The 12,960-nt window shown below is 71.4% G+C and carries 14 protein-coding genes; 8 read left to right on the top strand and 6 right to left on the bottom strand.

Going from position 1 to position 12,960, the window contains the following annotated elements:
• Positions 1–33: 33 nt before the first annotated feature.
• The gene (locus tag ACFQZQ_RS10555) at positions 34–1,062 is read left to right on the top strand and encodes a TIGR00266 family protein (RefSeq protein ID WP_386812750.1); all 1,029 of its coding nucleotides are present in this window, start codon (positions 34–36) and stop codon (positions 1,060–1,062) included.
• Positions 1,063–1,083: 21 nt separating this feature from the next.
• Here ACFQZQ_RS10555 and ACFQZQ_RS10550 read toward each other — a convergent pair whose 3' ends face one another.
• From ACFQZQ_RS10550 to ACFQZQ_RS10540, 3 genes are all read right to left on the bottom strand, one after another.
• A complete protein-coding gene (locus ACFQZQ_RS10550) occupies positions 1,084–2,322 on the bottom strand; it encodes a carboxylate--amine ligase (RefSeq protein ID WP_386812749.1) in 1,239 nt (412 codons plus the stop codon).
• 199 nt (positions 2,323–2,521) lie between these two features.
• Positions 2,522–2,842: a hypothetical protein gene (locus tag ACFQZQ_RS10545; RefSeq protein ID WP_386812748.1), complete on the bottom strand. Its 321-nt coding sequence runs from the start codon at positions 2,840–2,842 to the stop codon at positions 2,522–2,524.
• Between the two features lie 174 nt (positions 2,843–3,016).
• Positions 3,017–3,493 (bottom strand): Lrp/AsnC family transcriptional regulator, encoded by a 477-nt coding sequence (locus ACFQZQ_RS10540; RefSeq protein WP_386812747.1) that lies wholly within the window; start codon positions 3,491–3,493, stop codon positions 3,017–3,019.
• Between the two features lie 146 nt (positions 3,494–3,639).
• Here ACFQZQ_RS10540 and phhA point away from each other — a divergent pair, with 146 nt between their 5' ends.
• Complete coding sequence (gene phhA / locus ACFQZQ_RS10535; protein WP_386812746.1) at positions 3,640–4,533, top strand: phenylalanine 4-monooxygenase; 894 nt, start codon at positions 3,640–3,642, stop codon at positions 4,531–4,533.
• A gap of 101 nt (positions 4,534–4,634) precedes the next feature.
• Here the strand turns inward: phhA and ACFQZQ_RS10530 are convergent, their stop codons facing one another.
• Positions 4,635–5,015 (bottom strand): hypothetical protein, encoded by a 381-nt coding sequence (locus ACFQZQ_RS10530; RefSeq protein ID WP_386812745.1) that lies wholly within the window; start codon positions 5,013–5,015, stop codon positions 4,635–4,637.
• Positions 5,016–5,094: 79 nt separating this feature from the next.
• Between ACFQZQ_RS10530 and ACFQZQ_RS10525 the strand changes: the two genes are divergently transcribed.
• The 3 genes from ACFQZQ_RS10525 (at position 5,095) to ACFQZQ_RS10515 (ending at position 7,788) form a co-directional block, all read left to right on the top strand.
• On the top strand, positions 5,095–5,370 hold the full coding sequence (locus ACFQZQ_RS10525) for a hypothetical protein (protein ID WP_386812744.1): 276 nt from the start codon (positions 5,095–5,097) through the stop codon (positions 5,368–5,370).
• A gap of 561 nt (positions 5,371–5,931) precedes the next feature.
• Entirely contained in the window at positions 5,932–7,086 is a 1,155-nt protein-coding gene (locus ACFQZQ_RS10520) for a sensor histidine kinase (protein ID WP_386812743.1), read from the top strand.
• 66 nt (positions 7,087–7,152) lie between these two features.
• Positions 7,153–7,788 (top strand): response regulator, encoded by a 636-nt coding sequence (locus ACFQZQ_RS10515; RefSeq protein ID WP_386812742.1) that lies wholly within the window; start codon positions 7,153–7,155, stop codon positions 7,786–7,788.
• A gap of 54 nt (positions 7,789–7,842) precedes the next feature.
• Here the strand turns inward: ACFQZQ_RS10515 and ACFQZQ_RS10510 are convergent, their stop codons facing one another.
• On the bottom strand, positions 7,843–7,992 hold the full coding sequence (locus tag ACFQZQ_RS10510; protein ID WP_386812741.1) for a hypothetical protein: 150 nt from the start codon (positions 7,990–7,992) through the stop codon (positions 7,843–7,845).
• Positions 7,993–8,202: 210 nt separating this feature from the next.
• On the opposite strand from ACFQZQ_RS10510, the gene ACFQZQ_RS10505 reads away from it, so the two are divergent.
• From ACFQZQ_RS10505 to ACFQZQ_RS10495, 3 genes are all read left to right on the top strand, one after another.
• Positions 8,203–8,514 carry a hypothetical protein gene (locus ACFQZQ_RS10505; protein WP_386812740.1) on the top strand — a complete coding sequence of 104 codons (312 nt, stop codon included), beginning with the start codon at positions 8,203–8,205 and terminating at the stop codon, positions 8,512–8,514.
• Between the two features lie 96 nt (positions 8,515–8,610).
• Entirely contained in the window at positions 8,611–9,690 is a 1,080-nt protein-coding gene (locus ACFQZQ_RS10500; RefSeq protein WP_386812739.1) for a class 1 fructose-bisphosphatase, read from the top strand.
• A gap of 199 nt (positions 9,691–9,889) precedes the next feature.
• Positions 9,890–11,335, top strand: a complete 1,446-nt coding sequence (locus ACFQZQ_RS10495) for a sigma-54 dependent transcriptional regulator (protein WP_386812738.1) — start codon at positions 9,890–9,892, stop codon at positions 11,333–11,335.
• A gap of 240 nt (positions 11,336–11,575) precedes the next feature.
• On the opposite strand, the gene ACFQZQ_RS10490 is transcribed toward ACFQZQ_RS10495, so the two are convergent.
• Positions 11,576–12,931 (bottom strand): transporter, encoded by a 1,356-nt coding sequence (locus ACFQZQ_RS10490; protein ID WP_386812737.1) that lies wholly within the window; start codon positions 12,929–12,931, stop codon positions 11,576–11,578.
• Positions 12,932–12,960: the final 29 nt, after the last annotated feature.

Here is a 12,960-nt window from a genome sequence, read left to right as displayed (position 1 = left end):
CCGCCCTTCCTCCCTTTGCTCAAGGACCGCGTCATGACCCAGTGGTACTTCGTCGCCCCCAACAGCGCGCAGCGCATCGGTCCGCTCGATGACGCCGGCGCGCGCGCGCATGCGCAGCGCCACCGCGACCACCAGTGCTGGCGCGAAGGCCTCAGCGGCTGGCAGCCGGTGCGGGCGATGCCGGAGTTCGCGACCTCCGACGACGCGCCGCCGCCGCACATGCCGCCGCTGCCGTCTGCGTCGGGCAGCCAGCGCGCGCGCAGCGACGAGATCGACTACCGCATCGTCGGCAACGACATGCCGTTCGTCGAGGTCGAGCTCGACCCCGGCGAGAGCGCGATCGCCGAGGCCGGCGCGCTGATGTACAAGGACGCCAGCGTGCAGATGGACACCGTGTTCGGCGACGGCTCGCACAGCGGCCAGGGCGGCGGCTTCATGGACAAGCTGCTGTCGGCCGGCAAGCGCGTGATCACCGGCGAGAGCCTGTTCACCACCATGTTCACCCACACCGGCACGGGCAAGGCGCGGGTCGCGTTCGCGGCACCGTACCCGGGCACGGTGCTGGCGATGAAGCTCAGCGACCACGGCGGACGCCTGGTCTGCCAGAAGGACAGTTTCCTGGCCGGCGCGCGCGGGGTCACGGTCGGCATCCACTTCCAGCGCAAGATCCTCACCGGCCTGTTCGGTGGCGAAGGATTCATCATGCAGAAGCTCGAAGGCGACGGCTGGGTGTTCGTGCATGCCGGCGGCACCCTGGTCGAGCGCGACCTGGCCGCGGGCGAGCGCATTGACGTCGACACCGGCTGCGTGATGGCCTACCACCCGTCGGTGACGATGGACGTCAAGGCGGTCGGCGGCATCAAGAGCATGCTGTTCGGCGGCGAGGGCGTGTTCCTGGCGACCCTCACCGGGCCGGGCAAGGTCTGGCTGCAGTCGCTGCCGTTCTCGCGCATGGCCGGGCGGATGCTCGCGGCCGCGCCGCAGGGCGGCGGCAAGGATCGCGGCGAAGGATCGGTGCTGGGCGGGTTGGGGCGGCTGCTGGACGGCGACAACAACTTCTGAGGGTTGCCACGCCGCCGGCCCTCACGCCGTGCTGTTGCGACGCTCACTCGGCAACGGCTCGCGCGCCGCCAGCGGCTCGCGCGCGGGCCGGCGCCAACGGTTCGCCTGCAGCCGCAACCGTGCCCACAGCAGCGACCACGCCGGGCGCGGGTCGTCCCAGCGGAACACGTGGCAGTGGGCGTGCAGCCACTGCCGCGCGGCGCGCCATCGCGACTGGTGGACGCCGGCGGCGAGCACCGCCTTGAGGTCGCCGTCGAGGTTGACGCAGCCGGCACCAGTGACCGGCGCGCGCGCCGGGCGCGTGACCGGCAGCCCCTGCGCGTCCTCGTAGGCCATCGCGCAGACGTTGACGCCGCAGCGCGCGGCGAACTCGACGTACCACCACGCGCGCGTGTTGATCTCCAGGATGCGCAGCTCGCCACTGCGCGCATCGCGCTTGAACTCGGCGCTGAAGATGCCGCGGTACCTCAGGTCGGCCAGCAGCGCTTCCAGATGCCCGACCGCCGCGCCCAGCTGCGCCAGCGGCACGCTTTCGCAGTACGAGCTGTTGCCGAAGTCGGCCGGGTAGATCCGCCAGCGACGGCGCGCGAACAGCCCGGTCAGCGCACCTCCGGCATCACGGAAGCCGTCGATGAAGTAATGGTCCGAGGCCCGGCCCGGCACGTACTCCTGTGCGATCAGCGCGAAGCCCTGGCTGTCGAGCCGGCTCCAGATCGCCTCGAACTCGGCGCGGGTCTTGGCCCAGATGCCCTTTGCGCCGATCGCCTGGTTGAAGCGCTGCGAATCGGCGGGCTTGATGAACACCCGGTCGAGTTCGTCGAACGGGATCGCGGCGATGTCGGCCGCGCTGGCGATGGTGAAGGTGCGCGGATGCGGCACGGCGGTGGTCGCCAGGTAGCGGCCGAAGCGCGCCTTGTCCTGCAGGATCTCCAGGCTCGCGCGCGGGCTGGAACTGACCGCGAAGCGTTTGACCAGATCGCCGTGCGGCAGGTCGGCCAGCCACAGCGCCGCGTCGTCGCGCCCCGGCACCAGCACCGCGCCCGGCAGCGGCAGCGCGCGCAGCCGCTCGGCGGTGCCCGCATCGGTGGAGCCGTCCCAGCCGGGGCCGGGCACCGGCCGGTACCAGCGCGAATGCGTCACCAGGTCGTCTTTCGGGCATGCGACGTAGGCGGGAATGCCGGCCAGCACCAGCGAGCGCAGGGTTCCCAGGCCGGTTTCACCGCGGCCGACCACGATCGCGGGCATGCGGCGGCCCGGCATGCCGCCCCGTCCAGACCCACCCATCCATCCCCCTTTGCGACAGCGCCCCGTCGGGTCGGCTGGTTGCCGATCCCGCCCTGCGCGTCTGCCCCTGTTCCTGCCCGTGCCACCGGTGCCGCCAACGCGCACCGCTCCTGGCAAGGGCAACGTGCCCGCCACCGCCGATCGGACAGGGCGCCAGGTGACCCGGCCCCGGGCGCTAGGGCTCGCGCGGTCCCGGCGATGCCCAGGAAGGGGCGATCGACTGGTCCGGCGCGTCGGGCACCGCCGGCACGGCCGGCGCGCGCCCGATCAGGGCGAAGCCCGGGTCGCTGGGCACGTCCTCCAGCGCCGCGAGCGCGTCTTCCAGCAGCCGCACTTCATGGCCCTCGAGCGCCTCATCGATCGCGTTGCTGCTGGCCAGCCCGCGCTCGAGCAGGTAGACCAGCACCTGCTGCACGCTCCAGCCGCGCGCGTCGGCGATGCGCTGCACGCAGGCGAGCAGGCCCGGTTCGATGTCCCGCAGGATCAGGTCCGACATCCGCCCTCCTCGATCCCCGTCCGCCGCGTCCGTGGCGTGGTAGGCGACTGCCACTGTCATGCCCCGGCCGCATCGCAGCGCACGATGCCGTGAGCCGACGTCCACGCCTTGTCAACGCGACCGCGCCGATCCGGCGGCCGCATTCTTGCTCGGGAGCCGCCCCGGCGCTGTCGCTCAGCGCGCCGGCAACGGCAGCCCGCGGAACGCCTTGACCGTGCGCAGCACGAAGCTGGAATTGACGTCGGCGACGCCGGCCTGGTTGAGCAAGCGGTCGAGCAGGAAGCGCGAGAAATGTTCCAGGTCGCGCACCGCGACCTGCAGCAGGTAGTCCATGTCGCCGGTCAGGGCGTGGCAGGCGACCACCTCGTCCCACTGGTCGACGAACGCGGTGAACGCCGCGATCGACTCGGCATCGTGGCGACCCAGCTGCACGCGCACGAACGCCTGCAGGCCCAGGCCGATGCGCTCGGGATCGACCTGCGCGGCGTAGCCGCCGATCACCCCGTCGCGCTCCAGGCGCTGCACCCGGCGCAGGCAGGCCGACGCCGACAGGTGCACGCGCTCGGCCAGCTCGGCGTTGGTCAGGCGACCGGCGCGTTGCAGTTCGGCCAGCAGCAGCAGGTCGGTGCGGTCGAGGTCGACGGCAGGCATGGTCGTGCAAGATTTTCGTTAATGACGCAAGAATCATGCGCCAGCGCCGGGAATGGGCGCAACAACGCAAGCCTGTTGCGCGATCCGGCGGTTACATTGCAGAAGGCGCCGGCTTGCCGGCACCGCCCACGTACCCAGGACCGCCGATGAATGCCACCACGCCCAGCCGCGTCGAACACCAGCTCACCGACAAGGGCTACGTGCCGGTCTACACCACCTCCGTGGTCGAGCAGCCGTGGGACAGCTACAGCGCAAGCGACCACGAGGTCTGGGCAACGCTGTTCGCGCGCCAGCGCGAGCTGCTGGTCGGCCGCGCCAGCGACGAGTTCCTGGTCGCGCAGGACGCGATGGGCATGACCCCGGACCGCATCCCGAAATTCGACGACCTCAACGCGGTGCTGCGCGCGGCGACCGGTTGGGAACTGGTCGGGGTCGAGGGCCTGCTGCCGGAGCTGACCTTCTTCGACCACCTCGCCAACCGCCGCTTCCCGGTGACCTGGTGGATCCGCACCCCCGAGCAGCTCGACTACCTGGCCGAGCCGGACCTGTTCCACGACCTGTTCGGCCACGTGCCGCTGCTGATGAACCCGGTGTTCGCCGACTACATGGCCGCCTACGGCCGCGGCGGCGTCAAGGCGCACGCGATCGGGCCGGAGGCGCTGGTCAACCTCACTCGCTTGTACTGGTACACGGTCGAGTTCGGCCTGATTCGGCAGAAGGACGGCCTGCGCATCTACGGCAGCGGCATCATCTCGAGCAAGGGCGAGTCGATCCATTGCCTGGAGAGCGACGCGCCGAACCGAATTGGTTTTGACCTCGAGCGGATCATGCGCACGCGCTACCGCATCGACACCTACCAGAAGACCTACTTCGTCATCGACAGCTTCGAGCAGTTGATGGAAGCCACGGGGCCGGACTTCACCCCGATCTACGCGCGGCTGGCGCAGCACGAGTCGATCCCGGCCGGCGACGTGCTGGCCACCGACGCCGTGTTCCACCGCGGCAGCGGCGAAGGCTGGCTCAACGACGGCGACGTGTAGGGCGGGTTTTCAACCCGCCATCGCCATCCCCGCGTGCCGCGCCAGCGACGCTCCGGGTGAAGGTAGGTCGCCTCGAATACGCGACGGCGGGTCAAACCCGCCTACGCCGCACGTGCCATCTCAGGCGCGGCGCCGCGGGCCTTCGGCTTCCAGCGCCGGTCGATCACCACCTTGGCGATGATTGCCACCACCACCGGCCCGAACCACGCGGCGTAGTGCAGCGCGGCGCCATCGATCGCCGGCAGCAACCTGGGCAGGCCGATCGCGAGGAACGCGATGTGGGTGGCGATGCCGTTGCCGAGCATCGCGCTGTAGTGCTCGACCAACCACCAGCGCGGTTGCGCGGCCAAGCGTTCGCGGTGGCGGCGCTTGCGCAGCATGTCCTGGCCGGTGAACAGGCCGATCGCCGAGAACCCCATCAGCAGCGGCGCGCCGGCCTTGATGCCCAGCGCCAGCACGCCCACCCCGGACAGCAGGCACAACCACGCGAAGCCAAGGTAGACCGCCGGTCGCGGTGATGACCACCAGGTAGGCCAGGAACGTCGCGATCACCGGTTGGCCTTGCGCGAACTTGACCGCCGCCATCGGCAGCGCGGTGACGATGATGCCGAGCATCGCCAGCAGGTAGCCCTGGCCGACGCGGCGGTGCAGCGGGCTGCCCTTGCGCAGGACCGCGGCCGACCAGAACGTCAGCAGTGCGGCGACCCCGACCGTGGCATGGGTGGCGACGAGGATCTGGTACGCGGTCATGACGGCGGCTCCGTGGCAGGGTGTGCACAGGCTGCGCGGCGGCCGCGCGCGCTCGCAGTGCCCGCGGTCATCGGATTGACCTGCTGAAAGTCACTTCCCGGCGCCATCCCCGGCGAGGCATTGCGGACTACGGATCTTCCGGCCCGGCCAGCCATGGCCGGGCGCTCGCCGGAGCAGCGCGGCTGTGCCGCGGTCATCGGTCGACCTGCTGAACTTCACTCCGATGCCATCCCTGGCGTCGCGTTACGAATCTCGGATCGTCCGGCCCGGCCAACCATGGCCGGGCGCGCACCGGAGCAGCGCGACAGTGCCGCAGCCATCGGGTCGACCTGCTGAACTTCACTTCGATGCCATCCCTGGCGTCGCATTACGAATCGCGGATCGTCCGGCCCGGCCAGCCATGGCCGGGCGCGCGCCGGAGCAGCGCGGCAGTGCCGCGGTCATCGGGTCGACCTGCTGAAGTTCAGCCGATGCCATCCTTGGCGTCGCATTACGAACCTCGGATCGTCCGGCCCGGCCAGCCATGGCCGGGCGCTCTTCAGCGCGGCGCGGCATGCCGCGCCAAGCACGCGCTGAATCGCCCTGCCGGAAGTCACTTTCGACGCGCGTGCCATTGCGACGTGCGGCCGCGCGCCGCAGCATGGGTGCATGTCGCGCTCCGGCCATCCGTTGTTCCCCGTCGCCCATGCCACCGCGTGGCACACGCGGCTGCGGCTGCTGATCCATCCGTTCAATATCGCCGGGCTGTTCACCTGGGGCGCGGTCGCGTTGTCACTGCGCTGGATCAAGCCCGAGTTGCTGGCCAGCGCGTGGGCGTTGTTGCTGGTGTACCTGGCGGCGATGCTCGCGCACGAACTGGCGCGCGCGCGCCGCCCGCTCCTCGCCGATGCGCTGCTGTGGCTGGAAGCGCTATGCGCGCTGGCGCTGATCTGGCTCGACCCGCGCATCGGCACCGCGCAGGTGCTGCTGGTGGTGTGGACCGCGCAGATCGCGGCGTGCTGGTCGCCGCGCGCGGCGCTGGGCGCGGTGCTGCTGGCCAATGCCGCGGTGTACGCGATCCTGCGTGCGGCCGGACACGACGCGCCGCTGACCATCGTCGCGCTGTACGCGGGCTTCCAGGCCTTCGCCGCGCTGTGCGCCTACTACGCCACCGCCGCCGAACGCGTGCGCGACCAGCTGGCGCTGGTCAACGCCGACCTGCTCGCGACCCGCGCCCTGCTCGCCGACAGTGCGCGCGATGCCGAGCGCCTGCGCGTCGCGCGCGAACTGCACGACGTCGCCGGCCACAAGCTCACCGCGATGACCCTCAACCTGCGCGCGCTGGCCGCCGACCCCGCATTCGCCGGCCGCCACGAGGTCGCGGTCGCGCAACAGATGTCGGCCGAACTGCTCGGCGACATCCGCAACGTGGTGCAGGCGCTGCGCGACACGCGCGGGCTCGACCTGGCCACCGCGTTGCGCGCGCTGGCCGCGCCGCTGCCGCGGCCCGCGCTGGCGCTGTCGATCGACGACGACGTCCAGGTCACCGACGCCGCCACCGCCGAAGCGGTGCTGCGGCTGGTGCAGGAGGCGCTGACCAACGCCGCGCGCCACGCCGACGCCGACACGGTGCACGTGCACCTGCGGCGCGACGGCCGCCGGCTGGCGCTGAGCGTCGAGGACGACGGCCACCTGCGCGGCCCGGTGCGCGAGGGTAACGGCCTGGCCGGCATGCGCGAACGCATCGCCGCGGCCGACGGCACGCTGGCCTTGTCGACCAGCGCGCGCGGCGCATTGCGGATCGACGCGAGCCTGCCGCTGTGAACGCGGCGCCATGCCTTCCGGCCTGCCTGCGATGAACGCGCCGCTGCGCAGTGCCGAGCGCCGGTCATGAGCGCACCACTGCGCATCGCGCTCGCCGACGACCAGGCGCTGGTGCGCGCCGGCCTGCGCGCGCTGCTCGAACGCCACGGCATTCAGATCGTGTTCGAGGCCGGCGATGGCGAGGCGCTGCTCGCGCAACTGGCGACGCAACGCGTCGACGTGGTGCTCAGCGACATCCGCATGCCCGGCATCGACGGCATCGAGGCGCTGCACAAGTTGCGCGAGCGCGGCGACCCCACCCCGGTGCTGCTGCTCACGACCTTCGACGACAGCGAGCTGCTGCTGCGCGCGACCGAAGCCGGCGCGCAGGGCTTCCTGCTCAAGGACGCCGCGCCCGAGGACCTGCGCGACGCGATCGCGCGCGTCGCCCGTGGCGAGACGCTGCTGCAGCCGGTCAGCACCGGCCCGGTGCGCGCGCGCTACCAGTTCCACGCCGCCGACGCGCCGAAGGAACGCTTCAGCGAGCGCGAGGTCGCGATCCTGCGCCTGCTCGCCGGCGGCTACTCGAACAAGGAGATCGCGCGCGCGATGTTCCTGGCCGAAGGAACGGTCAAGAACTACGTGTCGGTGATCCTGGAGAAACTCGACACCCGCGACCGCACCCGCGCCGTGCTCAAGGCCATCACCCTGCGGGTGATCTGAGCGCACGTCGCGCCGCGGGTGACCGGATCACTGCGGCGCGCCGACCGCACGCAGCTAGGCATCGAGACCGCGCAACGGATCGTCGATGAAGGTCGCGCCGGTCGCGGTGCACGCGGCGATGCGGTCCGGACGGAAGTTGCGGAAGCCGCCGCGCAGCCGGCACCAGGCGCCGCGCGTCCAGCTGCCGCCCGGAAACTGAGGCACGGCGGTTCGCGCGCGCGCTACTGCGCGCCTCGCCGTCGGGTAGTCCAGACAGGGCGCGGGCACGGCCGCTGGTCGCCGCGGACGGCGTATTGGCCAGTAACGCCCGACCTGCGGCCGACCTCACCGGCCGCTCACAAGCGCCTGCCGATCATCGCGGTCAGCGCAGGGCCGATCTCAGCGCCTGCGACCCGCCCCTTCGAGAATCGCTCCATGACGATAGGCGCCGACGAACTGCTCACCGAACTGGCCCGCGCCGACGCGAGCCTGGCCCTGGCCGTACGCCGCGCCGGGCAGGGCTGCGAGCCGGAGTTCGAACGCCGCCTCGACGGCCACGCGCGCAGCCTGCGCGCGCTGCTCGACGGCAACGGCGCCGAGGTCGCGACCGATACCGTCGAGGCCGCCAAGCGCGTGCTCGACGCCGCCGACCCGGCCGCGCCCTTGCTGATGCTGGCGATGGCGCGCGAGACCCTGACCGCGCTGGTGCGCCGGCAGGCCGCGCGGTTGACGCAACAGGCCGCATAACCGCGGTTCGAAACCGCGGACGGCCCACGGGTCCGGGCTGAAGCCGCGCCCGCACATCGGCGACAATGGCGCCCCCGTTGCCGCCCGCCTGCGTCCATGTCGAATCTCGCACCCCACCCCGCCCCGACCCCCACCGCGTCGACCGGCGCCGTGTCGCTGACCCGCTACCTGATCGAGGAGCAGCGCGCCGGCCGCATCAGCGCCGACCTGCGCCTGCTGGTCGAGGTCGTCGCGCGCGCCTGCAAGACCATCTCGATCGCGGTCGGCAAGGGCGCGCTCGGCGGCGTGCTCGGCGAGGCCGGCGGCGCCGGCAAGGCCAGCATCAACATCCAGGGCGAGGCGCAGAAGAAGCTCGACGTGATCGCGAACGATGTCCTGCTCGAGGCCAACGCCTGGGGCGGCCACCTCGCCGGCATGGCCTCGGAGGAAATGGACCACTCGGTGCCGATGTCCGACGCCAGCCCGCGCGGCAACTACCTGCTGCTGTTCGACCCGCTCGACGGCAGCAGCAACATCGACGTCAACATCTCGGTCGGCACGATCTTCTCGGTGCTGCGCTGCCCCGACGGCGTGACCAGCCCGGTCGACGCGGACTTCCTGCAGCCGGGCACCGCCCAGGTGTGCGCCGGCTACACCACCTACGGCCCGAGCACGATGCTGGTGCTGACCGTCGGCAACGGCACCCACGCGTTCACCCTCGACCGCGAGGTCGGCAGCTTCATGCTGACCACTCGCGGCATGACGATCCCGGCGCAGACCCGCGAATTCGCGGTCAACATGTCCAACCAGCGCCACTGGCAGGCGCCGATGCAGGCCTATGTCGGCGACCTGCTCGCCGGCAAGGACGGCCCGCGCGGCAAGGATTTCAACATGCGCTGGGTGGCCTCGATGGTCGCCGACGTGCACCGCATCCTGACCCGCGGCGGCATCTTCACTTACCCCCTCGACGCCAAGTGCGCCGACAAGGGCGGCAAGCTGCGCCTGATGTACGAGGCCAACCCGATGAGCCTGCTGGTCGAGCAGGCCGGCGGCGCGGCCAGCACCGGCCGCCAGCGCATGCTCGAGGTGCAGCCGGTGCACCTGCACCAGCGGGTGCCGGTGTTCTTGGGATCGAAGCACGAGGTCGAGGCGGCGGTGGCCTACCACCACGCCCACGACGCCGCGCACGGCGGCTGAATCCGGCTCGCGGTTCAGGTAGACGGTGCGGACCGCCGCGCCCGGCGTTGTGTTTGCGGGGTTTGGTGCGATTGACTCGCTCATGTACCTGAACGCGACACGGTCATCGGCTTGACCGCTAACGGTCACCACTGGCGTTGATAACACTTGCCCGGAGGAGTCGTGCGCGGACCACGCGCCGACGGGCAAGGAGCAGGAGATGTCGAACGATGGATCGCGCGTACCCGGGGTTCGCGAGTCTGGATCCGACGAGGCCGTGCCGCGAGACGCGAGCGACCGCGAACTGATCTATGTCACGCGGGGGACGGCGGGACGGGTGCTCACGCTGGGCCGCCTGCAGCAGCTGGGGTGGCGCCTGCACCGCGCGCCGGATGCACGCAGCGTGCTGCGGATCCTGCAGCGCGACCTGCGGCACCCGCACGCGGCGCTGATCGACCTGCGCGAAGGCTTCAGTACGCAGGAGCTGGCGGCGTTCGGGCCGGCGCTGTCGGCCAGCAACGTCGGCTGGGTCGCCGGCATCGATGCGGGCCAGCTCGACGACGAGCCGGTGCGCCAGCTGATTCGCGACTACTGCTACGACTACGTCACCCTGCCGTGCCCGGAGGCGGTGCTCGACACCATCGTCGGTCACGCCCACGGCATGGCCACCCTGGCCTGCGAGCGCGCCGAGGCCACGGCCGAGCCCGGCATCGACGGCATCATCGGCGACAGCCCGGCGATGCGCGCGCTGTCGCGCACGCTGCGCAAGGCAGCGCTGACCGAGGCGCCGGTGTTCATCGCCGGCGAGACCGGCACCGGCAAGGAACTGGCGGCGATGGCCGTGCACCGGCAGTCGCGCCGCCACGCGCACCCGTTCGTCGCGATCAACTGTGGCGCGATCCCGCATTCGCTGGTGCAGTCGGAACTGTTCGGCTACGAGCGCGGCGCGTTCACCGGCGCGCAGGCGCGCAAGCTCGGCCGCATCGAGATGGCCAACGGCGGCACCCTGTTCCTCGACGAGATCGGAGACCTGCCCCTGGAAAGCCAGGCCTCGCTGCTGCGCTTCCTGCAGCAGGGCAGCATCGAGCGGCTGGGCGGCCACGAGCAGATCAAGATCGACGTGCGCATCATCTCCGCCACCCACCACGACCTCGACGCCGCCGTGGCCGATGGCCGCTTCCGCGCCGACCTCTACCACCGCCTGTGCGTGCTCCGCCTGCAACAGCCGCCGCTGCGCGACCGCGGCGGTGACATCGACAAGCTTGCCGACCACGCGTTGCAACGTTACTCGCTGGAAGGCCAGCGCATGCTCAAGGGCTTCGCGCCGTGCGCGCGCCACGCGCTGCACAGCCACCCGTGGCCGGGCAACGTGCGCGAGCTGATCAACCGCGTGCGCCAGGCGGTGGTGATGGCGGAAGGCCGGCTGATCACCGCCGCCGACCTGCACATCGATAACGACAGCAGCCGCCCGCCGCCGACCCTGGACGAGGTGCGCGACGCCGCCACCCGCGATGCGATCGAGCGCGCGCTCAGCCGCAACCGCGGCCGGCTGATCGACACCGCGCGCGAACTGGGCGTGTCACGGGTCACCCTGTACCGGCTGATGGTCCGCCACCGCCTGCGCGCGGGCGACGCGGAGGAGCCGCACTCGGTCAACGTCGCCTGAGCGCCGCTCGAAGGCGGCCGCACGCGGTCATTGCGGCGAACGCGGGAGGCCCGGCGGCGCAGGCCCTTGACGTCGGCGGCTTGGGTTGCACGGCTTAGGGTTTAAGCTGAAGAACAGCGCCCGGGCTTGCAGGCGTGACCGGGCGACGCGGCCTCCGGATAACCGCGCTCCTCGATAGCCAAGCCGCGCGAGCGTCTGTGCCCGCCGGTTGCTGCGATCGGCCGATCGCGGCAGGTGCGCTCAGAACGAATGCGAGGCGCGCAGCCCGAACACGAAATTGGGCGCGTCCGGGGTCAGCCCGGCGGCGAGCTGGCCGTTGATCGTCCAGCCCGACGGCAGCGCGTAGGTCGCGCCGATGTTGAGCGTGGTCGAGTTGCTGGAACTGCCGGCCACGCGCTGCTCGCGGCTGCCCGGCGCCTGGGTGTGGGTGGCGCCGGACAACGCGCTGGCAACGCTGAGGCTGACCGCGCTGCGGTCGTTGAGCGCGATCGCCAGGCCGCCGCTCAGCGCGATCGTGTTGCCCAGGGAAACGTGCGCCGGCGATACCTGGTCGAGCACCGGCGAGATGTCGTCGAAGTCCTGCGGACGGTTCCAGGTGTAGCCCAGGTTGCCGAACAGGATCACCGGGTCGTAGGTGCGCAACGCCGAGACGTTGAACGTCGTGCTCCAGATGCCGGTGCCGGTCGGCAGGTTTTCCGGCACGTTGAGGTTGTTGTTGGTGCCGTCGGGCTGGATCAGCTTGAGCCCGAACGGGTCGCGCCCGCTCGGCCCGCGCACGCGCAGGCTGGTGACCAGGTCGGGCCAGCGCGCCGACTCCTTCACCAGCTGGTAGTACGCCGCGACGCTGGCGTCGCCGATCCCGCTGGAGCGCATCTGCACTTCGCTGATCGCGGTCGACGACCCGCCCGCGCCGGCGCTGACGAAGCGGGTGTCGCGCCAGACGTAGGGCAGGCTGAACTCGAGGTTGAAGCGGTCGGTCAGGCCGTAGCGGCCGGTCAGGTCGAGCGTGCCGACCGTGGCCTTGGACTGGTCGAGGTTGATCGTCCCCAGGAAGATCGCGTCGAGCGCGAGGAAGCCGCTGAGCGCGAGCTGGCGCCGGTCGTAGTAGCTGTAGGTCAGGCCGGCGTCGAACGTGAAGCGGCGCTCGAACAGCGGCGCGTGTTCGTTGACCACCAGCGCCTTGTCCTGTTCGCGCCGCGCGGCGTCCTCCTCGCGGCGTGCCTCGCCGACCTGAACCGGCTCGGCGGCGGCGGCGGGCGCGGGCGGCGGTTCGGCGGCGGGCGGGCTGGTGGCCGGGATCGCGGCCGCGTCCTGCGCCAGGCTTTCCAGCGTGCCGGCCGGCGCGCCCACACCGCGGCCGCGTTGCGCCAGTTCGAGGTCGTCCACCTGCCGGCGCAGGCGTTCGATCTCGCGCTGCTGCGACTGCAGCAGGTCGCTGAACTGCTGCAGTTGCGCCTGCAGCGCCGCCGGATCCACGACGTCCAGCGCGGTGGTACTGGCGGCGGGATCCTGCGCGGCATGGGCGATTTGGGCGGTACCGGCCAGCGCGAACGCGATGGCCGCGGACAGTGCGGCGTGCAACGGGCGCAACCTCATCTTGTCTTCCCTGGCAAAAACCGGGCCAC

It is taken from the genome of Lysobacter koreensis, assembly GCF_042677045.1.
GTDB lineage: Bacteria > Pseudomonadota > Gammaproteobacteria > Xanthomonadales > Xanthomonadaceae > Lysobacter_K > Lysobacter_K koreensis.
Note: the sequence above shows the minus strand (reverse complement) of the source record. Positions and strands in the feature narration are given on the sequence as shown.

What these genes read in the sequence shown, in the direction of transcription:
- ACFQZQ_RS10555 (WP_386812750.1), top strand. Translation starts at nt 34, where the DNA reads ATGACCCAGTGGTACTTCGTCGCCCCCAACAGCGCGCAGCGCATCGGT.
- ACFQZQ_RS10545 (WP_386812748.1), bottom strand. Translation starts at nt 2,842, where the DNA reads ATGTCGGACCTGATCCTGCGGGACATCGAACCGGGCCTGCTCGCCTGC.
- ACFQZQ_RS10490 (WP_386812737.1), bottom strand. Translation starts at nt 12,931, where the DNA reads ATGAGGTTGCGCCCGTTGCACGCCGCACTGTCCGCGGCCATCGCGTTC.
- ACFQZQ_RS10540 (WP_386812747.1), bottom strand. Translation starts at nt 3,493, where the DNA reads ATGCCTGCCGTCGACCTCGACCGCACCGACCTGCTGCTGCTGGCCGAA.
- ACFQZQ_RS10505 (WP_386812740.1), top strand. Translation starts at nt 8,203, where the DNA reads ATGACGATAGGCGCCGACGAACTGCTCACCGAACTGGCCCGCGCCGAC.
- ACFQZQ_RS10550 (WP_386812749.1), bottom strand. Translation starts at nt 2,322, where the DNA reads ATGCCGGGCCGCCGCATGCCCGCGATCGTGGTCGGCCGCGGTGAAACC.
- ACFQZQ_RS10495 (WP_386812738.1), top strand. Translation starts at nt 9,890, where the DNA reads ATGTCGAACGATGGATCGCGCGTACCCGGGGTTCGCGAGTCTGGATCC.
- ACFQZQ_RS10520 (WP_386812743.1), top strand. Translation starts at nt 5,932, where the DNA reads ATGTCGCGCTCCGGCCATCCGTTGTTCCCCGTCGCCCATGCCACCGCG.
- phhA (WP_386812746.1), top strand. Translation starts at nt 3,640, where the DNA reads ATGAATGCCACCACGCCCAGCCGCGTCGAACACCAGCTCACCGACAAG.
- ACFQZQ_RS10500 (WP_386812739.1), top strand. Translation starts at nt 8,611, where the DNA reads ATGTCGAATCTCGCACCCCACCCCGCCCCGACCCCCACCGCGTCGACC.
- ACFQZQ_RS10515 (WP_386812742.1), top strand. Translation starts at nt 7,153, where the DNA reads ATGAGCGCACCACTGCGCATCGCGCTCGCCGACGACCAGGCGCTGGTG.